The sequence below is a fragment of the Nonomuraea sp. PA05 genome (genome assembly GCF_008086045.1).
GTDB lineage: Bacteria > Actinomycetota > Actinomycetes > Streptosporangiales > Streptosporangiaceae > Nonomuraea > Nonomuraea monospora.
Window position 1 is genome coordinate 118631 of the sequence record NZ_VSEY01000007.1, and the last position, 21796, is coordinate 140426.

Annotated in this window: 22 protein-coding genes; 12 read left to right on the forward strand and 10 right to left on the reverse strand. The window is 71.5% G+C overall.

Annotated elements, in window-relative coordinates:
- Positions 1-11: 11 nt before the first annotated feature.
- Entirely contained in the window at positions 12-542 is a 531-nt protein-coding gene (locus FXF51_RS13165; protein WP_148434596.1) for a DedA family protein, read from the reverse strand.
- 194 nt (positions 543-736) lie between these two features.
- Here FXF51_RS13165 and FXF51_RS13170 point away from each other — a divergent pair, with 194 nt between their 5' ends.
- Positions 737-1246 (forward strand): hypothetical protein, encoded by a 510-nt coding sequence (locus tag FXF51_RS13170; RefSeq protein ID WP_148434597.1) that lies wholly within the window; start codon positions 737-739, stop codon positions 1244-1246.
- Here the strand turns inward: FXF51_RS13170 and FXF51_RS13175 are convergent.
- From FXF51_RS13175 to FXF51_RS13185, 3 genes are all read right to left on the reverse strand, one after another.
- Positions 1215-4616 (reverse strand): BTAD domain-containing putative transcriptional regulator, encoded by a 3402-nt coding sequence (locus FXF51_RS13175; RefSeq protein WP_148434598.1) that lies wholly within the window; start codon positions 4614-4616, stop codon positions 1215-1217. The genes FXF51_RS13170 and FXF51_RS13175 overlap by 32 nt on opposite strands.
- 78 nt (positions 4617-4694) lie before the next feature.
- Positions 4695-5819 (reverse strand): flippase-like domain-containing protein, encoded by a 1125-nt coding sequence (locus FXF51_RS13180; RefSeq protein ID WP_262379489.1) that lies wholly within the window; start codon positions 5817-5819, stop codon positions 4695-4697.
- Positions 5807-6625: a PIG-L deacetylase family protein gene (locus FXF51_RS13185; RefSeq protein ID WP_262379490.1), complete on the reverse strand. Its 819-nt coding sequence runs from the start codon at positions 6623-6625 to the stop codon at positions 5807-5809. The genes FXF51_RS13180 and FXF51_RS13185 overlap by 13 nt, the downstream gene beginning before the upstream one ends.
- A 38-nt stretch (positions 6626-6663) precedes the next feature.
- Between FXF51_RS13185 and FXF51_RS13190 the strand changes: the two genes are divergently transcribed.
- Positions 6664-7773 carry a glycosyltransferase gene (locus tag FXF51_RS13190; RefSeq protein ID WP_148434599.1) on the forward strand — a complete coding sequence of 370 codons (1110 nt, stop codon included), beginning with the start codon at positions 6664-6666 and terminating at the stop codon, positions 7771-7773.
- Between the two features lie 182 nt (positions 7774-7955).
- Here FXF51_RS13190 and FXF51_RS13195 read toward each other — a convergent pair whose 3' ends face one another.
- Complete coding sequence (locus tag FXF51_RS13195) at positions 7956-8330, reverse strand: hypothetical protein (protein ID WP_148434601.1); 375 nt, start codon at positions 8328-8330, stop codon at positions 7956-7958.
- Positions 8331-8419: 89 nt separating this feature from the next.
- Positions 8420-8983 carry a TetR-like C-terminal domain-containing protein gene (locus FXF51_RS13200; protein ID WP_148434603.1) on the reverse strand — a complete coding sequence of 188 codons (564 nt, stop codon included), beginning with the start codon at positions 8981-8983 and terminating at the stop codon, positions 8420-8422.
- Between the two features lie 50 nt (positions 8984-9033).
- Here FXF51_RS13200 and FXF51_RS13205 point away from each other — a divergent pair, with 50 nt between their 5' ends.
- Together FXF51_RS13205 and FXF51_RS13210 are read left to right on the forward strand one after the other, a co-directional pair.
- On the forward strand, positions 9034-10125 hold the full coding sequence (locus FXF51_RS13205; protein WP_187414347.1) for an FAD-dependent oxidoreductase: 1092 nt from the start codon (positions 9034-9036) through the stop codon (positions 10123-10125).
- Positions 10126-10187: 62 nt separating this feature from the next.
- The gene (locus tag FXF51_RS13210) at positions 10188-11300 is read left to right on the forward strand and encodes an aromatic ring-hydroxylating oxygenase subunit alpha (protein WP_148434607.1); all 1113 of its coding nucleotides are present in this window, start codon (positions 10188-10190) and stop codon (positions 11298-11300) included.
- Here FXF51_RS13210 and FXF51_RS13215 read toward each other — a convergent pair.
- Positions 11270-11821: a DUF1707 domain-containing protein gene (locus tag FXF51_RS13215; protein ID WP_262379491.1), complete on the reverse strand. Its 552-nt coding sequence runs from the start codon at positions 11819-11821 to the stop codon at positions 11270-11272. The two genes, FXF51_RS13210 and FXF51_RS13215, sit on opposite strands and share 31 nt — an antisense overlap.
- 180 nt (positions 11822-12001) lie before the next feature.
- Between FXF51_RS13215 and FXF51_RS13220 the strand changes: the two genes are divergently transcribed.
- Positions 12002-12922, forward strand: a complete 921-nt coding sequence (locus FXF51_RS13220; RefSeq protein WP_148434609.1) for a sensor histidine kinase — start codon at positions 12002-12004, stop codon at positions 12920-12922.
- Here the strand turns inward: FXF51_RS13220 and FXF51_RS13225 are convergent.
- On the reverse strand, positions 12919-13893 hold the full coding sequence (locus tag FXF51_RS13225) for an aldo/keto reductase (RefSeq protein ID WP_148434611.1): 975 nt from the start codon (positions 13891-13893) through the stop codon (positions 12919-12921). The two genes, FXF51_RS13220 and FXF51_RS13225, sit on opposite strands and share 4 nt — an antisense overlap.
- Positions 13890-14246, reverse strand: coding sequence for a MerR family transcriptional regulator (locus tag FXF51_RS13230; RefSeq protein WP_148434613.1), 357 nt, complete (start codon positions 14244-14246; stop codon positions 13890-13892). The genes FXF51_RS13225 and FXF51_RS13230 overlap by 4 nt, the downstream gene beginning before the upstream one ends.
- A gap of 215 nt (positions 14247-14461) precedes the next feature.
- Here FXF51_RS13230 and FXF51_RS13235 point away from each other — a divergent pair, with 215 nt between their 5' ends.
- The 7 genes from FXF51_RS13235 to FXF51_RS13265 all read left to right on the forward strand — a co-directional run bounded on the left by FXF51_RS13235 (position 14462) and on the right by FXF51_RS13265 (position 19902).
- Positions 14462-15082: a DUF998 domain-containing protein gene (locus FXF51_RS13235; RefSeq protein WP_187414348.1), complete on the forward strand. Its 621-nt coding sequence runs from the start codon at positions 14462-14464 to the stop codon at positions 15080-15082.
- Positions 15083-15145: 63 nt separating this feature from the next.
- Positions 15146-15607 carry a universal stress protein gene (locus FXF51_RS13240; RefSeq protein WP_148434617.1) on the forward strand — a complete coding sequence of 154 codons (462 nt, stop codon included), beginning with the start codon at positions 15146-15148 and terminating at the stop codon, positions 15605-15607.
- Positions 15608-15692: 85 nt separating this feature from the next.
- Positions 15693-17000 carry an APC family permease gene (locus FXF51_RS13245; RefSeq protein WP_262379492.1) on the forward strand — a complete coding sequence of 436 codons (1308 nt, stop codon included), beginning with the start codon at positions 15693-15695 and terminating at the stop codon, positions 16998-17000.
- Between the two features lie 38 nt (positions 17001-17038).
- Positions 17039-18016 (forward strand): phosphotriesterase, encoded by a 978-nt coding sequence (locus tag FXF51_RS13250; protein ID WP_148434619.1) that lies wholly within the window; start codon positions 17039-17041, stop codon positions 18014-18016.
- 41 nt (positions 18017-18057) lie between these two features.
- Positions 18058-18444, forward strand: a complete 387-nt coding sequence (locus tag FXF51_RS13255) for an STAS domain-containing protein (RefSeq protein ID WP_187414349.1) — start codon at positions 18058-18060, stop codon at positions 18442-18444.
- A gap of 9 nt (positions 18445-18453) precedes the next feature.
- On the forward strand, positions 18454-19347 hold the full coding sequence (locus tag FXF51_RS13260) for an RNA polymerase sigma factor RpoD/SigA (RefSeq protein WP_148434622.1): 894 nt from the start codon (positions 18454-18456) through the stop codon (positions 19345-19347).
- Between the two features lie 159 nt (positions 19348-19506).
- A complete protein-coding gene (locus tag FXF51_RS13265; protein ID WP_148434624.1) occupies positions 19507-19902 on the forward strand; it encodes a hypothetical protein in 396 nt (131 codons plus the stop codon).
- Between the two features lie 203 nt (positions 19903-20105).
- Here FXF51_RS13265 and ilvD read toward each other — a convergent pair whose 3' ends face one another.
- Complete coding sequence (gene ilvD / locus FXF51_RS13270; protein WP_148434625.1) at positions 20106-21755, reverse strand: dihydroxy-acid dehydratase; 1650 nt, start codon at positions 21753-21755, stop codon at positions 20106-20108.
- Between the last annotated feature and the right edge of the window lie 41 nt (positions 21756-21796).

Here is a 21796-nt window from a genome sequence, read left to right on the forward strand (position 1 = left end):
AAGGCGCGCCGTCAGGAGGCCAGGGCCTGGTCCTCGGCGGCGCGCCGCCGCTTCTGCCTGCGCCGGTAGATGAACCAGGCGGCGCCGCCGACCACCACCACGGCCACGATCGCCGCCGTGACGGGCGACCGCCTGGCCAGCTCCATCCAGCCGAACACGGCCGCCGTGCCGCCGAACCACCACAGCGGCGCCCACGTCAGGCAGCCGAGCGCGCTGGCGACCACGTACCAGGGGTAGGACACGCGCAGCGCCCCCGCCACCCACGGCAGCGTGTGCCGCAGCATGGGCACCCAGAAGCAGCCGTAGACGGCCAGCGCGCCCCACCGCTCGACGACGTGCTCGATCTTCTGGATGCGCTCGCGGCCGACCTTGACGCCGATGCGGGAGTCGTACAGCTTCTCGCCGAGTTTGCGGCCGACCCAGTAGTAGACCTGGAACGCTCCGAACAGCGCCAGGATCAGGACGGCTCCGACGAGCCAGTACGGCAGCCCCAGCCAGAACGGCTCGCTCGGCGCGGGGACGGCGCTGACCACGTGCCTCATGTCCGGCCCACCACCCCTCCACAGACCTTAGGCCAGGCTTACCTTACCCTTCGAGTGCAGGCGAAAGCCACACCGGAGCGTGCAAGCGAAGCCCGCATCCGGCCTGCAAGCCCGCCGCAAAAGGTGCAACCGGCCGACAACCAGCACTCAACCACCCGCCCTCACTCTAGGGGTGAGCCAAAGGGGTGTTGAAGATGTCGACGAAGAGCGCAGCCGTCCTGACCAGCGGGACCGCGAACGCCGCCAGACTGTTCGTGGCGGCCCTCGCCTTCACCAGCGCGTACGTCGGCTTCTCCGCCTACAGTAACGCCAGCTCGGCGACGGAGCCCGCAGCCCAGGTCATCCTGTCGGCCCGCGAGTTGCCCGTCACCGCCCCCGCCGAGGAGATCGCCACGGCGGGCAAGGTGACCGTGGCCGTGCTGACCGACGGCGGCCCCGGCTGCACCAAGTCCTACGTCGCCCGCAGCCGCGTGGTCAGCCCCGACCCGTCAGGCGCCGCCTTCTACAGCTGGAGACTGCTCCGCTGGAGCCCGTCGGCCAAGGTGTGGCGCACGTACCTGGCCGAGCACGACGGCTTCGCCGCCCCCGAGCGGACGGTCGAGTGGCGCCCCCAGGTCACCGGCAACCCGGGATGGTACCGGGTCGAGCTGGAGGTCGAGGGCGCCGAGACGGTCAGGAGCGACCGTTTCCAAGCGAGCTGCTGACCGACTGGCGCGCCGCCTCCACCCAGCGCGGCACGCCCACCCGCTCGGCCACCTCCAGCGCCTTCTCGTAGTGCTCGCGCGCCGCCTCCGGCTGCCCGAGGCGGATGGCCAGGTCGCCGAGCGTCAGCGCCACCGGCCACAACGCCACCACGCCGGTGCCCGCGCCCGCCACCCGGTCGGAGAACGGCTTGAGCTTGTCGTAGCAGTCGACCATCCGCTCCCGGTCGTCGAGCAGCATCCCGGCCAGCGCCCGCCAGGTCATCGCCAGCTCGTACAGGAAGTCCGGCCGCACCGGCGGCCGGGTCGCGGCCACCGCCTTGGCGTCCTTCTGGTGCCCGGCCGAGGCCAGGGCCAGCGCGTACGCGTCGAGCGTCCACTTGGCGCCCCGCGAGTGCGCGTCGGCCAGCAGGTCGACCATCTCGGCCGCCCGCCCGGCCACCAGGTGCAGGCAGAACCTGGTGATCAGCGGCAGATCCTGGCGGCCCTCCAGCATGCCGACCCGCGCGGTCATCCTGGCCGCGTCGGCGTAGGCCCGCTCCGCGCCCTCGTAGTCGCCGGCGATCATCAGCCGCTGGCCGGAGTACCAGACGACGACCGCGGCGGGCGCCGACAGGTCGTACTGCTTGGCGAGGCGGTCGGCCGCCGCCGCGTGCTCGTCGGCCGCACTGAACTCGCCGCGCGCCGCCGCGCACTCCATCAGCACCAGGTGGGCCAGCGCCTGCGTGGCCATCTGCCCGGAGAGCTGGGCGACCTCCAGCAGCTCCCTGCCGATGCTCTCGCGGGTGTCGACGGCCGGGATGTCGTACGACTGCCGCAGCCGCCCGCTCAGCGCCGTCGCGATCAGCGCGGCGTCACCGCTCTGCCGGGCCAGCTCCAGCGCCTCCAGCGACGCCTGCCTGCCCCGCTCGGGCGAGGAGGAGCCCTCCAGCTCCAGCGCCAGCGTGGTGAGCAGGCTGGCCCGCAGCCGCTGCTCGCCCGCCGGCAGCTCCATGAGCGCCTTCTCGGTGACGTCCACGATCTCCCACGCGGTGCGGGTGAAGTCGCGCGCCATGCCCTTGTGCGGCACGGCCAGCGACGCCGCCACCTTCGCGGTGATCTCCAGGTCGCCCAGCGGCAGCGCGGCGTCCATCGCCTGGCGCCGCAGCAGCCGGGCCGCGTGCATGTCGCCGCACAGGGCCAGCGCCCTGATCTGGCGCAGCATGAGCCGCAGCCGCTCCTTGGCCCGCTCGGGCCGCTGCTCGCCGCTCTGGTCGTCGCCGCGCGAGCGGTCGAACGCGGCGATGGCCTGCTCCCACAGCGTGGCCGCCTCGCGGTGCGCGAAGCGCCGCTCGGCCTGCTCGGCCGCCAGGCCCGCGTAGTGGACGGCCTTCTCGGCGGCGTCGGCCAGGTAGTAGTGGTGGGCCAGCGCCGCCACGTCGGACGGCGCACGCTGCTCGATGACCGAGGCCACGGCGGCGTGCAGCCGGGTGCGGCGCAGCCGGGAGGCGTCGGAGTAGATGGTGTCGCGCACCAGGTCGTGGTCGAAGCGCAGCAGCCCGGGGCCGGGCTCGGTGACCAGGCCCGCCAGCAGCGCCGCCTCGACGGCCTCGATCACCGACTCCTCGTCGACGGCCACCGCGACCAGCACGTCGAGGTCGACGTCGCGGCCGATCACCGCGGCCTGCAGCAGGATCTGCTGCGCGCCCGCGGGCAGCCGCGAGATGCGCCGCCGCAGCACGTCGCGCACCCCTGAGGGCACCTGGGAGAGCACCTCGGTGGCGCTGGCCCGGTCGGCCGCGCCCTCGGCGTCGAGCAGGCGCACGGTCTCGCGGACGAAGAACGGGTTGCCGCCCGTGCGCTCGACGATCGACTCGACCGCGTCGTCGTCGATGTCGCGTACGCAGGTGGCCTTGACCAGCTCGGCCACGGCCTTCGGGTCGAGCCCCGACAGGCCCACCCGCACAGGGCCCAGCCTGGCCAGGGAGGCCAGCACGTCGGACTGGCGGTCGTCGAGCTCGCTCTCCCTGCACGTGACCACGAGCAGCACCCGGCTGGTCGCCAGCAGGCTGGGCAGCGCGCGCAGCAGGGCGAGCGTCTGGTCGTCGGCCCAGTGCAGGTCTTCCAGGGTCAGCAGGACGGGGCCGCGCCGCGCCACGCCCGCCAGGTAGCCGCCGACGGCGCGGTGCAGCCGGAAGCCGCCGGACGCCTCGTCCTCGTCGGGGTCGGGGGCGGCGTCGTCCAGCAGCGGCGCGAGGAGCTGAGCGTACTCGCCCGCGCCCGTCATGCCGATGAGCGTGCGCAGGATCTCCACCCAGGCCCAGCCGGGCGGGGTGGCGCTGGAGTCGGGGCAGGCGCCTGAGGCGGTGGTCCAGCCGTCGGCGCCCAGCCTGCTTTCGAGCTGGCGCAGCAGCGTGGTCTTGCCCGCGCCCGCGACGCCGGTCACGACTGCGACCTGGAACCGGCCGGTGCGCGACGCGGACGTGGTGAGCCTGGTCAGCTCGGCGTCGCGGCCGACGAACGGCTCGGGCTCCAGCGGCGGCGGCTCGATGGGCGCGGCGGGGCGCGGCGGCCAGGTGTCGCTGACCGGCGCGGGGGAGCGCTGCGCCCGCGCGGGCGGGGGCGCCAGCTCCAGCTCGGGCGCCTGGGCCAGGATGTCGGACTCCAGCTTGCGCAGCGCGGGGCCGGGGTCGATGCCGAGCTCGTCGGCCAGGATGTTCCTGGCGCGGCGCAGCGCGGCCAGCGCGTCGCCCTGCCGGCCGCAGCGGTAGAGGCCCAGCGCCAGCAGCCGCCAGCCCTCCTCGCGCAGCGGGTGCTCGGTGGTGAGCGCCTCCAGGTCGGGCACGGTCTCGGCGTGCAGGCCGAGCCGCAGCCCCGTGTCCGCGTGCCGCTCGCGGGACACCAGGCGCAGCTCGGTCAGCCGGTTGACCTCGGCCTCGGCCCACGCCTGGTCGGCGAAGTCGGAGTAGGGGGTGCCGCGCCACAGCCCGAGCGCCTTCTCCAGGCGGTCGCGGGCGGACTGCGGGTCGCCCTCTTCGAGGTGCTCGCCCGCCGCGCGGACGAGCTGCTCGAAGCGCAGCGCGTCGACCTGGTCGGGGGCCACGCGCAGGGCGTAGCCGGACGCGACCGTCACCAGCAGCCTGTTGGGCCCGCCGCGTGGGCGGCCGGGCTCCAGCACCCGGCGCAGCCGCGAGATGTAGACCTGGAGCCCCGACTGCGCGCCCTTGGCCGCGTCGTCGTCCCACAGATCGTAAAGAAGGGTGTCAACCGGAACGACCTGACCTCTGGCCACGAGAAGTCGGGCGAGGACGGCCCGCTGCCGCAACCCGCCGAGGTCGAGTTCGTCGTCGTGTTCGTACGCCTCGACTGGCCCCAGAACTCGGAACGCCACCATGTCAGCCGCCACGCTATGCGGGCCTGCGAATCACGCACAAGGCCCGTGGTCGATTAGCACGCGATGGGTTTGGGATTGTCACTGGGTGGCCTTCGAGATCGCGGACGGGGGCTCCGCGCCGGCGTTCCGGCCGTTGCGCCTGCGCAGCAGCGCCCATGCGCCCAGTGCCAGGCCGCCGAACGGGATCTCGATAGTGTAAGTCCAGAAGCCGAAGAGCAGTGCGGTCGCGGTGGCCGGAGCGACCGGCACGCCGAAGGCGGAGGTCAGCAGGAGCACCACGCCGCCCTCCATGATCCCCGCCCCGCTGGGCGTGATCAGGGCGCTGGTGAGCACCCGCGACAGGGCGAAGACGGCGATCGACTGGGCCAGTCCGGGCCACGCGCCGGTGACCTGCATGCAGACCGCCATGATCGCCCACTGGAAGCCGAGGAAGAAGATCATGCCGAGCGACAGCCCGGGCCAGCGGGTGCGCACCACGTCCGCGGTGTCGGCGCGCAGGCGGTGGAAGGCCTCGGAGGCGTGGAACTTCAGCCGCAGCAGCCGGGTCACCCCGTCGATGCCCTTGCCGAGCCAGAGGGCCGCGCGCTCCCAGTAGAGCGCGACCGCGACGACCACGCAGAGCACGATGATCGAGATCGCGCCCGTCCAGCCCGCCTTGGCGACGGTCGGGTTGGGCGCCTGCCCCGCGACCAGCAGCGCGATGATCCCGATGGCGGGCAGGATGAACCTGAACAACGTGTTCCACACGCCGCTGACCAGCGTCATGACGACGAAGGCCCGGTTGGTGAAGCCCCAGCCCTTGGTCATCGCCCACGACAGCGCCACGCCGACCGCGCCGCCGAACGGGAGCAGGTTGCTGACCGCGCTGCCCGCCGCGTTGAGCGTCAGGCCCTGGAGGTTGTTCAGGCCGGGCAAGGAGTTGGTCAGCACGAACGTGTAGGCCAGCAGGCTGAGCAGCCACAGCGCGGCCATCAGCGCGATCTCGCCCGCGTCGAGCGCGCCGAACACCCGGCCGATCTCGGCCCAGGAGACCGGCTTGCCGGTGAGCGCCTGCACGATCTGGGGGAGGTAGAGCACGAGCAGCACGGCCAGGCCGAGCGACAGCACGGACAGGGCGATCTGTAGCCACTTGTTCTTCATCGGGAACCAGTCTGCCGGTTCGCGGCGGGCGGCCTCGTCGTTCTGGAGTACTAGTTGGGCCACCGGTCGAAGGGATGAGCGAGCCGGGCGCCGGGGGGCAGGTCGCGGCGGACGTACCACTCGGTGCCGAAGACGAAGCGGTAGAGCGGGCGGGGGACCTTGAGCATCACGGCGAGCGTGCGGTCGCTGTCGCCGCCGCTGGCCTGGGAGGCGTGCGCGGCCATGGAGCCCCGCTTCTGTTTCGTATATTTCCGGACGTTGACGCGGTGGGTGATGGCCTCGCCCGGCGAGTACGCGCTCTCGAACGTCCGCACGTCGAACTCCGGCGGGAACTTGTAGAACCGGCCCGCCACCCGCAGCAGCCACAGCAGCGGATCGCGGTTGACCGTCGCCTCCAGGACGATCTCCGTGCCCGCGATCCCGGCCGCCCGCTTGCCGACCCGGTGCACCTGCACGTGGTCGGGGTGCCCGTAGCCACCCGCCGGGTCGTAGATGGCCAGCAGGTCGGCCTGCTCCTCCTGGAGGATCGCGGCCAGCGCCTTGGCCGCCTCCTCGGTGTCGGCGTCGATGAAGGCGTTGTCGGGACGCTCCTCGGCGCTGCCGCCCGCGGGGCTCAGCCCGGAGTCTCCGTAGCCCAGGCACTCGACGCGGGCGCAGCCGAGCAGCGCGGCCGACTCGTACAGCTCCTTGAGCCTGGTCTCGCCCAGCGCCTCGCCCGGCTCCATCTCGGCCAGCCCGCGCTCGCCCGCCGTGGCCACCACGAGCACCACGCGGTGGCCCTCGGCCGCGAGCATCGCCATGGTGCCGGCCGTCAGCAGGGCCTCGTCGTCAGGGTGAGCGTGGAAGAACACAGCGGTACGTGGAGGCACACGCCCAGATTAGTCTGGGAGGGGTGCGGATCTTTCACGTGAGTGACTGTTACCTGCCGCGACTCGGAGGGATCGAGGTTCAGGTCGCCGATCTCGTGCGGACGCAGCGGGAGGCGGGACACGAGGTGTCGGTGGCCACCGCGACCAGGGGCGAGCCGCTGCCCGGGGTGCACAGGATCGTCGCGAAGATGCCGTTCGACCTGCCCGTGCACCCGTTCGGGGTGGGGCATCTCACACGCCGCATCGCCTCGGCGCGTCCCGACGTGGTGCACGTGCACACGGGCGCGGTATCGCCGTTCGCGTGGATGGGGGTGCGGGCCGCGTTCCGCACGGGGGTGCCGTGCGTGGTGACCGTCCACAGCATGTGGGATCCGGTGACGCGGGGGATCTACCGGCTGCTGCGCCTGGCGTACGGGTGGGAGCGCTGGCGGCTGGTGGCCACCACGGTCAGCAACGCCGCGGCGGCTCCGATCAGGGCGGTGGCGGGGCCGCGGGTGCCGGTGCGGGTGGTCTCCAACGGGCTCGACCTGTCGGGCTGGGCGCCGCCCGCGGACCGCGTTCGCAGCCCGCGCGACGAGGTGCACATCGTGGCGGTGGGCCGGCTGGCGCCGCGCAAGCAGCCCGTGCGGCTGCTGAAGCTGCTTCAGGCGGCTCGCGCGCGGGTGCCCGCCTCGATCCCCATGCGGGCCACGATCGTCGGCGACGGGCCCGCTCGGGGCCAGATGGCGCGCTTTCTGGCCAGGCACGGCATGAGCGGATGGGTCTCACTGCCGGGCCGGCACACCCGCGAGCAGATCGCCAAGGTGCTGGAGTCGGCCGACGTGTTCGTGGCGCCCGCGCCGCGCGAGTCGTTCGGCATCGCGGCGCTGGAGGCGCGGGCCGCGGGGCTGCCGGTGGTGGCCAGGGCGCAGAGCGGGGTGGCCGACTTCGTCAAGGACGGCGTCGAGGGGCTGCTCGGCCGCACCCTCGGCGATCTGGCGGCGGCGGTGGCGCGGCTGTGCGCCGACGCGTCGCTGCGGGAGTCGATCGCCGCGTACAACCGCGCGACGCCGCCCGCCGCCGGGGCGTGGCCCACGGTGCTGGAAGGGTTCGAGCGGGCTTACGAGCAGGCGCGCGGCATGAAAGCGGAAGGCCACCGCGGCGACTGACGCGCACGCGGTGGCCGTGGGCCCGTGAGGCCCGAGGCGGGTGAGTGGCGCTCCCCCGAGCGCGGCCCGCCCCCGTGACAGATGAGTGGCGCGCCCCCCGAGCACGACCGTCTCACCCGTCACGTCGCGGCCGCCGCTCCGCGCTGCCCCCCACAGGCGGTGGCGCGACGGCCGCGAGCCGATCAGCCGCAGGCCGCGACGGCCTTGGCCTGGATCTGGGGCAGCTTGCCCATCGCCTCGGTGGCGCCGGCCATGTCGTCGACCTTGATGCTCGCGAAGACGTCCGCCATGTCGTTCACCGCGCCCGCGAGATCTCCGTCGTACTTGCTCGCGAGGGTCTTGAGCTTGTCGGAGGCGTCCTGGCTCGCCTTCTCGATGGCCTTGGGGTCGGTGGCGGCGCTGCTCAGGGAGCTGCTGTACTCGTTGGTGATCTTGGTGATCTCCTGGCTGACCTGAGTGCAGTCAACAGCCTGGCCGATCGCACCACAGGCGGTGGTGAAAGCGGCGATCGACAGCGTCGCGACCGCAACGGCGAGGCGACGACGAGGGGGAGTCATGTTCCGTGCCCTTCGTAGGTTTAGCGAACGAAGGGAACATTATGGGCCCGAACTTGACCGCCGCTTGCACCCCACTAACACCACGGGTATCAAGCGGACGTAAAGCCGTGCAGCAGGACCTGCACGATCTCCTCCGGATCGGGCAGCGGAAGATCCAGGAGCCCCCGGTAGGAGACGAAGCCGGTGAACAGGTCGGTGAGCATCCACAGGTCGGCGTTCGGCGGCAGCTCACCGCGCTCGATCGCGCGTTCGTAGACCACCCATGACCGCTCCATCCGGCTGCGCATGGAGGTGCGGATGAGCTCGGCCACCGCCGGGTCGCGGCCCGCCTCGCCGTACACCTGCTTGGCCATGCGGGCGACGCCCGGCTGGTGCCACAGGCCGAGCGTGTCGGTGATCACCACGCGCAGGTCGCCCTCGAGCGATCCGGTGTCGGGGATGGAGACGTGCGCGTTCATCAGGCCGGTGAGCGTTTCGAGCAGCATGTCGCGCTTGGAGGCGTAGCGGCGGAACACGCTCGCCCTGCCCACGCCTGCCGCCGCGGCCACGTCGTCCATGGTGAAGTCGAGACCGTGGGAGAGCACCAGCCCGGCCGCGGCCTGCCTGATGCGGTGATCGACCGTGGGGTCGGGCTTGCGGCCGCGCACAGACATTGTGATACTCCTAGTATCTGATATCCAGGGTCTCAGTAATGGGAGACGTTATGAGGGTAATCGTCATCGGCGCGGGCGTCGCGGGGCTCGCCCTGGCCCGCGGCCTGCTGAACGCGGGGCACGACGCCGAGGTGTACGAGGAGGCCCCCGAGCCGCGCACGGCCGGCGGCTCCGTCTCGCTCTGGCCCGGCAGCACCGCCATCCTGGAGGAGCTGAAGGCCGACCTCACAGGCGTCGGCCGGCGGCTGGAGACCCTGGAGTCGTGGGCCGCCGACGGGCGGCGGCTGCTCACCGTCGATCTCACCGTGCCCGAGCGCCGCTACGGCCACCCCGTCGTGCACGTGGCCCGCAGCGAGCTGGTCGAGCTGCTCGCCGACGGCGTGCCGGTGACGTACGGGGCGCGCGCCGAGCACGTGGTGCCCGGGCGGGCCGAGGTGCGGCTGTCGGACGGCCGCACCGTGCGCGGCGACGTGCTGGTGGGCGCCGACGGCCGCCGTTCGGTGGTGCGCGAGGCCCTGATCGGGGACGACCGGGCGAAGCTGAGCGGCTGGGTCACCTGGCAGGGGTTCACCACCATGCCGACCGCGCTGACCGAGGGCCACCGGGCGGTGATGATCGCGGGCAGGCAGGGTTTGTGCGGGCTGATCCCGGCCGGACGGGGGCGGCTGCTGTGGTGGTTCGACGTGCGCTCCGCTCCCGGGCGCCCCTTCTGGGCCGGCGACCCGCACGTGGTGGAGCGGCTGCGGGAGCGGTTCCGTGGCTGGACGGACCCGGTGCCCGGCATCCTCGCCACGATGACGGAACCCGACTTCTTCCCGCACCACAAGCAGCCGATCCCCGGCGTGTGGGGCAGGGGCCCTGTCACGCTGGCCGGCGACGCAGCGCACACCATGCCGCCCACCATGGCGCAGGGCGCCAACCAGGCGCTGGAGGACGCCTGGCTGCTCGCCCGCTCGCTGGGGGACCTGCGCGCGTACGAGCGGGCCAGGTCGAAGGTGGTGCGCAGGCCCGCCAGGATGGCGGGCACCGAGCTGACCGACAGGCAGGGGCCGATCGTGCGCCTGATCCCCGACCGGCTCGCGACGAAGGCCTACACCGCGATGCTCCGCCACTACAGCAGCTACCTCTTGACAGCCTTCTGAGGCCGTCTGACGATGTCGCATATAGAGCAACTCGCTGCGTAATACGCAACAAGGGGTGTCGGTTGACCACCACGTCGAGCTTGATCTCCACGCTTCCCGGCCGCGCCTACACCGACCCCGAGATCTTCGCCGACGAGCAGGCCAAGATCTTCGAAAGCCTCTGGTTCTGCGCCGTCCGATCGGGCGACCTGCCTGCGCCGGGCGCGTTCAGGACCGTCCAGGTCGGCCGCGAGAACGTGCTCGTGGTGCGCGGGCGCGACGGCCTGCTGCGCGCGTTCCTCAACGTCTGCAGGCATCGCGGCGCCCGGCTGTGCCCGGAGGAGTCGGGCGAGGTCAGGCGGACGATCAGGTGCGCCTATCACGCCTGGTCCTACGACCTCGACGGCCGGCTGGCCGCCGCGCCGAACCTGGCGAAGATGCCCGACATCGACCGCGTCGAGTACGGGCTGGTGCCCGTGCACCTGCGCGAATGGCTCGGGTACGCCTGGGTGTGCCTGGCCGCCGAGCCGCCGTCCTTCGAGCAGAGCGTGACGTACGCGGCCACCGAGCGGCTCGGCGACCCCGCCGCCATCGAGCACTACCAGGTGGATCGGCTCGCGCTCGGCCGCCGCATCGTCTACGACGTCAAGGCCAACTGGAAGCTCCTGGTCGAGAACTTCATGGAGTGCTACCACTGCGCCACCATCCACCCGGAGCTGACCGCCGTGCTGCCCGAGTTCGCCGGCGGCTACGCGGCGCAGTACTACGTGGGCCACGGCGCGGAGTTCGCCGAGCGGGCCGAGGGGTTCACCGTGGACGGCAGCGCCGGGTTCGGCAGGCTGCCCGAGGTGTCCGAGGAGCAGGACCGCCGCTACTACGCGATCACCGTCAAGCCCCAGGTGTTCGTGAACCTGGTGCCCGACCACGTGATCCTGCACCGGATGTTCCCCATGGCCGCCGACCGCACCGTGGTCGAGTGCGACTGGCTCTACCACCCCGACGTCGTCGCCTCGGGAGCCGACCTGACGCTGTCGGTCGAGCTGTTCCACCGGGTCAACGAGCAGGACTTCGACGCCTGCGAGCGCACGCAGCCCGGCATGTCGTCACGGGCGTACCGGGAGGGCGGGGTGCTCGTGCCGAGCGAGCACCACATCGCCCTGTTCCATCAGTGGGTGAACCAGCGCTTGCGCGGATAGCGCACGGTCAGGCCGCCGTACTTGGCCCTGCCGGTGATCACCACGCAGAGCACGCCGGGGCGGGGCCTGCTCGGCACCTTGGACGACGGATGGCCCCAGTCGGCCTGGAATCCGTCCACGTTCGCCACCGCGCCCTCAGGAAGGATGATCTTGGCGGATCCGTAGGTGAGGTCCAGCTCGACGTCCACGACCTGGTGGGGAATGACGGCCTCGGTGAAGTCCAGCTCCACGCTGCCGTACTTGGAGGACACGCGCAGCCGGCGCGGGACCGCCCAGTCGCCGGAACGCTTGACGTTGCCGTTCTTGGACCCCAGCTCGACCACGCCGTCGGCCTGCGGCTGGGCTGCCGGCAGATCGGTGATCAGTTCGAGCAGGTCACCGTAGGTCTTCGCGGACAGTGCCGCCCCGAGCCGCTCCTCAAGCTCGGACCGGTTCAGCCGGCCCTCCGAGAACGCCTGCTGGAGCTGCTGGGTGGTGCGCTCCCGGTCCTCGTCGGAGACCCGCATCTGCATTTCCGACATGTCCCGAGCATAGGCGCGCGGGGATCAGAACGGGAGGCGTCGCCCGGATGGGGTGCGAAGGTCGAGGGGGGACGGGCGGCGCTCGGGACGGGGGCGGCGGATGAGCTGGACTCTCTTCACAACTCAATAGGTACCCAACGGATTGCCGTGAACTCCTCAACGTTAGGTAGCGTAGTGCTGATGTGGGCGGAACCGTTCGTACATCCGGCGCTCTTCTACCGGGGCGGCGGCGAGTACGTGTCTGCGACGACGGCGTTCATCCGCGAGGGGCTCGCGGCCGGTGAGCCCGTCGCGGTGGCCGTGCCGCCCTGGAACCTGGCCTTGATCGAGGCGGAGCTCGGCGCGCAGGCGAGCGACGTGCTCCTGCTCGACATGACCCAGGCCGGGCGCAACCCCGGGCGGATCATCCCCGGCGTGCTGCGCGCCTTCGCCGACCGGCATCTCGACCGGCACGTCCGGATCATCGGCGAGCCCATCTGGGCCGGTCGCACCGCCACGGAGTACCCGGCCTGCGCCCAGCACGAGGCGCTGATCAATCTGGCGTTCACCGGGCGCAGGGTGACGATCCTGTGCCCGTACGACCTGGCGGGGCTGACCGACGAGGTCATCCGCGAGGCGGCCCGCACCCACCCCGTGCTGCGTGACGCGACGAGCGAGTGGGCCAGCGACGACTACGCGCCCGAGCTGGTCGTCGAGGGGCACAACCGGCCGCTCGACGAGCCGGGGAAGTTCGCCTCGCTGAGCTTCGACCACACGAACCTGTCGGCCGTACGGACGCTGGCCGCCCAGGAGGCCACCGCGCTGGGCTTCCACGGAGACCGGCTGGACGACATCAGGCTCGCGGTGGCCGAGCTGGGCGCCAACAGCCTCGACCACGGCGGCGGCTCCGGCGTGCTGCGGGTGTGGGCCGAGGACGACCGGCTGGTGTGCGAGGTCAGCGACGCGGGGCACATCACCGACCCGCTGGTGGGCCGCAGGCCGGTCGATCCGCGTGACGCGGGCTCTCGCGGCCTGCTCATCGTCAACCTCCTCAGCGACCTGGTGCGCGTGCACACCCGCGCGGGCGCCACCGCGATCCGCGCCTACTTCGTGCTTCCCTAACGCTCGACCTCGTTCATGCTGGGGTAGCGGGTGCCGCGCACGGCGTCCGCGGGCACGGCCGTGGCCAGCGCGTCGAGCTGAGCGGGCGTGAGCGTGAGGTCCGCGGCGGCGGCGTTCTCCTCCAGGTACTTCAGCCGCTTGGTGCCGGGGATCGGCACGACGTCCTCGCCCTGGGCGAGCAGCCAGGCCAGGGAGAGCTGGGCGGCCGTCATCCCGCCCGCGTCGGCGATCTTCTTGACCTCCGCCGCCAGGGCCCGGTTGTGCTCGGCGTTCTCGCCGGTGTTGCGCGGCAGGTGGCGGCGGAAGTCGTCGGCGGGCAGCTCGGCGGCGCTGGGCAGCGCCGCCGACAGCAGGCCGCGGCTGATCGGCGAGTACGCCACCAGCCCGACCCCCAGCTCCCTGGCCGCCGGCAGGATCTCCGCCTCCAGGCCCCTGGTGAACAGCGAGTACTCGCTCTGCAGGGCCGCGATCGGGTGCACGGCGTTCGCCTTGCGCAGCGTGTCGGCGCTCACCTCCGACAGGCCGAGGTGGCGGACCTTGCCCTGGCGCACCAGGTCGGCCATGGCGCCGACCGACTCCTCGATGGGCACGTCGGGGTTGCGGCGGTGCATGTAGTACAGGTCGATGTGGTCGATGCCGAGCCGCTGGAGCGAGGCGTCGCAGGCGGCCCTGATGTACTCGGGGCTGTTCTCGACGGTGCGGGTGGTGCCGTCGCGCTTGATGCCGAACTTGGTGGCCACCACGGCGTCGTCGCGCCGGTCCCGGATGGCCCGGCCGACCAGCTCCTCGTTGGCGCCGCTGCCGTACATGTCGGCGGTGTCCAGAAAATTCATGCCAAGGTCGAGAGCGCGGTGAATGACGGCGATCGACTCCTCCTCGTCGCCCTGGCCGTAGAACTCGGACATGCCCATGCAGCCGAGCCCGAGGGCCGAGACCTGGAGGCCGTCCCTGCCGAGAGTGCGCTTGTTCATGTCTGCCGCCCCCTGCGGTAATTGTCGATCTTGTAGTCCAGGACCTCCAGGTCCTGGCTGAGCTGGGCGATCCTGGAGCTGACGCGGTCACGGTGCAGCTCCAGCATCCGCCTGCGCTCGCCGGCCGTCTCCGGCCCCATGCGGCGCAGCTCCGCGTACCGGCACATGTCGGCGATCGGCATGCCCGTCGTGCGCAGCCTGGTGAGGAACTCCAGCCACCGGAGGTCCTCCTCCGCGTAGTCGCGGTGGCCGCTGCTGTTGCGGCCCACGGAGTGGATCAGCCCGATGCGCTCGTAGTAGCGCAGCGTGTGAGCGCTCAGGCCGGACCGCTGCGCGGCCTCCTGGATCGTCATGCGTCCAGCGTGGACCTTAGAGTGCGCTCCAAGTCAAATCGCCTTCAGGGCAACCCTCATCACCCTGAGGGGGTTTCCCCTACCGGGGGTCAAGGAAGGGCAGGTCAACGGCCTCGCCTAGGGGGCGGTCGAACCAAGGTCTTAAGGGGGACTTCAGGGCCGCTTCGGGACCATCTCCGATGTTCGCAAAGCCCGCATTCCACGAGCTTAAGGGCATGAAGGGATTGCTTTTCACTGGTTTCGCGGCCATCGGCGCGGGGAGCGGCGCGATGCTCACCCTGCACGCCGGATCCGACCTGGATCCGTTCCACAGCGTGATCAGCGAGTACGTGTGGCAGTCGGCCGGATGGCTGCTGCCCGCCTCGCTGACCCTCTTCGCCGCGGGTGCCGCGCTGATCGCCGAGGCGACGCGGCGGGCCGGCATGAGCCGCTGGATCGTCGCGCTGCTGGTGGTGTGGGGGGCGAGCATGTTCCTGATCGGGGCCTTCCCGACCGACCGGCCCGGCGTGGCGCTGTCGCTGTCGGGCGGCATCCACCGCTACGCCGCGTTCGCCGCGTTCCTGGTGATGCCGGCCGCCGGGTTGCTGCTGGTGAAGGCCAAGATCCGGTACGCCGGGGCGACGCGGCTGCTCAGCATGCTGGCCATCGGCGCGCTGGTGCTGGTCGTGATCCCGTACGTGGTGCGCATGTTCGGCATTCCGCTGAGCAACGACGACATCCCGGCCGGGCTGGTGCAGCGGATCGTGGTCGTGACCGAGCTGGGCGTGCTGGCTCTGGCGGGGCTGTCGCTGCTCAGGCCGTCCGCCCGGCGCGCTGTGTCGCCGGTGATGGCGTGAGGCTTGAACCGCGTCGCCTGGGAAAGAGGGGGATCCCGATCCTCGTTTCCAGGAGTGGTTGAGATGACGATTTTGATCGCATATGACGGGTCCGACGACTCCAAGGCCGCCATCGCCTTCGCAGCCCAGCTGTTCCGCGGCCAGCACGCGGTGGTGCTGACGGTGTGGGAGCGGCTGGCGATGACCTCCGCCAGGACGTCCGCCGGGCTCATGGTGGCCGTCGACCAGTCGGGCGTGGAGGACGAGGCCATCGGCCAGGCGATGAGCGAGCTGGCCAAGCAGGGCGCCGAGCTGGCCCAGCAGGCGGGCCTGGACGCGACGCCGCGGTGCGACGTGGACTCCGTGGCCGTGTGGTCGACCATCGTGGACGTGGCCGACGAGCTGGACGCTCAGCTCATCGTGACCGGCACCAGGGGGCTGGGCGGGGTGCGCTCCCTGCTGCTGGGCAGCACGTCGGACCGGGTGCTGCACCACGCGCACCGGCCCGTGCTGGTGGTGCCGGGCCCGAACGGCAAGGGCGGCTGACCCCCGTCTTGCGGCGTTCACCTGGGCGTTGGTGCGGAGAGCCGGTCCGTTGCGGCAGAGTGAGAGCCTCCTGAGGAGGCGGACATTGCCGGACGAACTCGCCAGACGGCTGGGCACCACCGACGCGGTCGTCGTGGGCCTGAGCGCGATGATCGGCGCGGGCGTGTTCGCCGCCTTCGCGCCCGCCGCCGCGGCCGCCGGGCACTGGCTGCTCGCCTCGCTCGCGCTGGCCGCCGTCGTCGCGTACTGCAACGCCACCTCCTCGGCCCGCCTGGCCGCCCTGTATCCCGAGTCCGGCGGCACCTACGTCTACGGCAGGCGTCGCCTCGGGCCCCTGTGGGGCTACCTGGCGGGCTGGGGCTTCACCATCGGCAAGACCGCGTCCTGCGCGGCCATGGCGCTCACGTTCGGCGGCTACGCCCTGCCCGGCCTGGAACGGCCGCTCGCGATCGTCGCGGTGGCCGTGCTGACCGTGCTCAACCTGTTCGGGGTGCAGCGGTCGGCGGGGGTGGCGCGGATCATCGTGGCGTTCGTGCTGGCCGTGCTGATCATGGTGATCGCGGTCGGGCTGCTGGGCGAGGACTCGGCCGCCTTCGGCTGGTTCGCCTACGCGCCCGCGCCGGAGGCGTTCCTGAGCAACGCGGCCGGCGCGTACCCCGCCGACGTGTGGGGGGTCATGCAGGGGGCCGGGCTGCTGTTCTTCGCCTTCGCCGGGTACGCCAGGATCGCCACCCTCGGCGAGGAGGTGCGCGATCCCGCCCGCACCATCCCCAGGGCCGTCGGCATCGCGCTGGGCATCACGCTGGTCGTCTACGCGCTGGTCGCCGTGGCCGCGCTGCGCACGCTCCAGCCCGAGCTGCTGGCCACGTCCGGCGCGCCGCTGGCCGACCTGGTGCGGGAGGCCGGATACGGCGGGCTCGCGCCGGTGGTCAGGGCCGGGGCGGCGGTGGCGGCGCTGGGAGCGCTGCTGGCGCTGCTGCTGGGGGTCTCGCGCACGGTGCTGGCCATGGCGCGCGAGCGCGACCTGCCCGGCGTGCTGAGCGCCGTGGATCCGGCCCGGCAGGTGCCGCGGCGGGCCGAGCTGGCCGTCGGGGGCGCGGTGATCGTGCTGCTGCTGGTGGCCGATCTGCGGGGGGCGATCGGGTTCTCCTCGTTCGGCGTGCTGGTCTACTACGCGGTCGCCAACGCCTGCGCGCTCACGCTCGGGCGGGACGAGGGGGCGCCGCCGCGCGTCGTTCCCGTGGCCGGGCTGGTGCTGTGCCTGGCGCTGGCGGCCACGCTGCCGGTCGCGTCGGTGGTGGCGGGGGCGGCGGTGTTCGCGGCCGGGCTGGTGATCTACGCGGTACGGCGGACACGCGGTGGGCCTGTTGACGGAGGTCGTCCGAAAGCCTAGGTTGGCGGCCACACCGACCAGCCGGTATGGAGGCGTGCATGCCCACCGTCGAAACCCTGCGCGGCCCCGTGGACGTCGACGAGCTTGGGCAGACCCTGATGCACGAACACGTCTTCGTGGTCGCCACCGAACACGTGGACAACTACGGCAAGGGCGCCTGGTGGGATGAGGAGTTCCGGGTGGCGGACGCCGTCACCAAGCTCAACGCGGCGGCGGCCAAGGGCGTGCGCACCATCGTGGACCCGACGGTCTGGGGCCTGGGCCGCTACATCCCGCGCGTCCAGCGGATCGCCGAGCAGGTCCCCGGCCTGCACATCGTCGCCGCCACCGGCATCTACTCCTTCGAGGAGCTGCCCCACCAGTACGAGCACCGCGGCCCAGGCCTGTTCATCGACTGCCCGGACCCGATGATCGACGACTTCGTCCGCGACCTCACCGTGGGCATCGCCGACACCGGCGTCAAGGCGGCCTTCCTCAAGTGCGTGGTCGAGGCCAAGGGCCTCACGCCCGGCGTCGAGCGCATCGGCCGGGCCGTCGCGCAGGCGCACGTGCGAACGGGCGCGCCGATCACCGTCCACACGAACGCGTTCACGCAGAGCGGCCTGATCGCGCTCGACCTGTTCGCCAAGGAGGGCGTGAACCTGGAGAAGGTCGTCGTCGGGCACGCCGGCGACAGCAACGACCTCGATTACCTCATGCGGCTGGCCGACACGGGCGCAATCCTCGGGATGGACCGATTCGGTCTGGACGCCTTCAATCCCACGTCCCAGCGCGTGGCCACGATCGCGGCCCTCTGCCAGCGCGGATACGCCGATCGCATGGTTCTCAGCCACGACACCGCCTGCTTCATGGACTACTTCGGCGGGTCCTGGGACGAGGCCCGTCGTACGCTGGCGCCGAACTGGCGCTACGATCACATTCACGACGACGTCTTGGCCGCACTGCTGGACTCGGGTGTGACCGATGACCAGATTGAGCAGATGCTGGTGTTCAACCCGAAGCGCTACTTCTCGTAAAGTGGGTGGATCGGGAGAGCGACGCGGGTAGGTGGAGCTGGGTGACTTCGGAGCAGGCCTTGTCGATCAGCCTCGGGCTCCAGGGACCCTGCGTCATCGCGCGGTTGACGGGGGATTTCGACTTCGGGTCCGCGGCTGAGGTGCGCGACCGCGTCACCAAGGCGCTCGATCTCACGCAGCCCCCGATGCTGGTCATCGACATGCAGGCGGTCAGCGTCTGTGACTCCTCGGGGCTGTCGGTGCTGGTCTACCTGCACAAGGCGGTCACGGCCTCCGGCGGGCGGCTGCTGCTGTCGGGGCTGAACGGCCGGTGCAAGCATCTGTTCGCGATCACCGCGCTGGACAAGTTCTTCGATATCCGCAGTACGGCGGAGCTGGCCATCGCCGAACTGAACGAAGAGGGGCATTCGCCGCCGTTTACCGGGTAGTCCCCGAACATGTCGGCCGAAGAGCCCGATCTGCTCGGTACGTACCTCGAGCAGATCGGAAAGACCCCCTTGCTCTCCGCCGCGGACGAAGTGGAGCTCGCCCGGCGGATCGAGGCAGGCCTGTACGCGGGCCATCTGATCGAGCGTGGCAAGGGCACGCCAGAAATCGAACTCGTCGCGCTCGATGGCAAGCGCGCCAAGGACCTGCTCATCAGGTCCAACCTCCGGCTCGTGGTGTCCGCCGCCAGGCGGTACTCCTTCCGGGGGCTCCCGTTGCTTGACATCATCCAGGAGGGCAATCTCGGGCTGATCAGAGCGGTGGAGAAGTTCGACTACACGCGGGGATACAAATTCTCCACGTATGGGATGTGGTGGATCCGCCAGGCCATCGAGCGCGGGATCCACGACAAGAGCCGTACCGTGCGGCTGCCGATCCACGTCGCGGAGGAGCTGTCGCGGCTGATCAGGGTGGAGCGGCAGCTCGCCGCCGAGCTGGGCAGGGAGCCTACGGACGCGGAGCTGGCGCGGGTGGCCGAGCGGTCGTCCGCCCAGGTCGCGGCGTTACGCAGGCTCGGCCAGGACATGGTCAGCCTGGACGTCCCGGTGGGCGAGCACGGCGAGGGCCGGATCGGCGACATGATCGCCGACGAGGACGGGCTGCAGGTGCAGGAGCTGACCGAGCGCCGCGCGCTCAGCGCCGAGCTGCGCCAGGTGGTCACGACGCTGCCGCCGAGGGAGGCGTTCGTGATCAGGCTCCGGTACGGGCTGACCGGGGAGGAGGTCCGCACCTACACGGAGATCGCCCAGCATCTGGGGCTCACCAGGGAACGCATCAGGCAGCTGGAGAAGCAGGCGTTGAGACGGCTCAGGCAAGGGGGGCCGTTGCTGGCGTGGGCGTCCTGACCCCGTCAGGTTGCGGGCGGATAAGCCCGAGATAAAGGGATAACCGTTTCGTATCGGATCATCCCCGGCGAACCCGAGAAAGTGGGCTGCCTGGTAGTAGTCGGACATGTACGTGTCGCTGCCACAGGGGGGAGCGACTGTCTCGACTATGGGGGCGAAATGTTCAAACGCCTTGCCGCCACGGCGTTAGTGGCCGCTGCCGCGACCACGCTGATGGCCGTGCCCGCCGAAGCCACCACCACGAGCGCCCAGCTCATCCGCACGAAGTCCTCCTGGGGCAAGTGCGAGGACACCTGCCGCATCAAGGTGCGGATCACGAACATCTCGCGCAAGAACCTCTTCAACGTCAAGCTCAACGTGACCCTCAAGGTCAACGGGCGCAAGGTCGGCTCCTGCTACGACAACGTCGGTCGCATCGCGGCGCGCAAGGTGCGCTACGCGGGCTGCACCGTCCGCACCGCGCGGCTGTCGGAGGCGTGGAACGACTACATCGACGGATACGGGAACTTCCGCACCTACGCCAAGACGTCCGTGGCGTACCGGTACTACCGCTGACGTGGCTGAAAGGGGCCGGTCCGACCGGCCCCTCGGGGCTCACGCGGTGACGAGGAGCGCGACTCCGATCAGCACCACGACCGGCACGAGCCACATCACGACCTCGCCCGCGAACTCCTTGTACATCGCGTAAGTCTCCTTAGGTCAGGGGTGGGGGCAAACGCCAGAACGCAGCATAGCCGCCCCCACCCGCTGCTCGATCCTCAGGTGGTGACGGCTCCGTCCGACGCGGACCCGACCGTCGCGACGTACTTGGTCAGCACACCCCGCTCGACCTCCCGCTCAGGCCGCACCCACGCGGCCCGCCGCTCGGCCAGCTCCGCCTCGGGCACCAGCAGGTCGAGCGTCCCGGCGGCGCTGTCGATTACCACCGTGTCGCCGTCGCGCACCAGCGCGATCGGCCCGCCGCGGTAGGCCTCGGGCGCCACGTGCCCGATCACCAGCCCGTGCGAGACCCCGCTGAACCGGCCGTCGGTGACCAGCGCCACCGACGAGCCCAGGCCGCGGCCGACCAGCGGGCCGGTGATGGAGAGCATCTCGCGCATGCCGGGCCCGCCCGCCGGGCCCTCGTAGCGGACCACGATGACGTCCCCGGCCACGATCCGCCCCTCCTGGATGGCGGTGTAGCAGTCGCTCTCCGAGTCGAACACCCTGGCCGGGCCCTCGTGGCGGAAGTCGTCCTTGCCGCCGAGCTTGAGCACGCAGCCGTCGGGAGCCAGCGAGCCGCGCAGGATGGCCAGCGCGCCGCGCCGCTTGAACGGCTGCTCCGCGCTCGCCACCACCTCCTGTCCCGGCGTCTCCCGCGCCTGCGCGGCCACGTCGGCCAGCGTGCGGCCGTCCACCAGCGTGACGTTCTCGCGCAGCAGGCCCGCCTCCAGCAGGCGGCGCACCACCAGCGAGGTGCCGCCGGCCCGCCACAGGTCCAGCGCGGTGGCGTCGCCGCCGCTCGGCTTGAGCCCGGTGATGATCGGCACCTGGCGGCAGACCTCGCCGATCCGGTCGATCTCCAGCGGCAGCCCGGCCTCGCGGGCGATGGCCAGCAGGTGCAGCACGGCGTTCGTGGAGCCGCCCATGGCCGCCACCGACACGATCGCGTTGTGCAGGGCGTCCTCGGTGAGGACGCGCGAGGGGCGGGCGTCGCGCGCCAGCGCGTCCATGGCGAGCTCGCCGATCCGGCGGGCCGCGGCGCCCTTCTCCTCGGCCACCGCCGGGATGTCGCCGATGCCGAACGGGGCCAGGCCCAGGAACTCGGCGACCGTGCCCATGGTGTTGGCGGTGTACTGGGCGGCGCAGGTGCCCGCCCCCGGGCAGGCGTGCCGGGCCAGGTCGTCGAGGTCGTCCTGACTCATCCGGCCGACCTCGCGCTCGCCGAGCGCCTCCCACATGTCCTGGATGGTGACGTCGCGCCCGCGCCAGCGGCCGGGCACCATGCTGCCGCTGTAGAGGATCACCGACGGCACGTCCAGCCTGGCCAGCGCCATGATGCCCGCAGGGACGGTCTTGTCGCAGCCGACGATCGCCACCAGCGCGTCGAACTGGTGGGCCAGGCCCATCAGCTCGATCGAGTCGGCGATGACCTCCCGGCTGACGAGCGACGTGCGCATGCCGGGGGTGTGCATGGTGAGGTTGTCGGAGACCGCGATGGTGTTGAACTCCATCGGCAGCCCGCCCGCCGCCCGCACGCCCTCGGCCACCTCGGCGGCCAGCTCGCGGTGGTTCAGGTTGCACGGCATGGTGCCGGTCCAGGTGGAGGCGATGCCGACCACGGGGCGGCGCATCTCCTCCTCCGACAGGCCCATGGCGTACAGGTGGGAGCGGGCCGGTGCGCGGTCGGGATCGTCGGCGATGCTCACGAGGGTTCCTCCGATGTACGGGTTGCGGCACCACAATGATC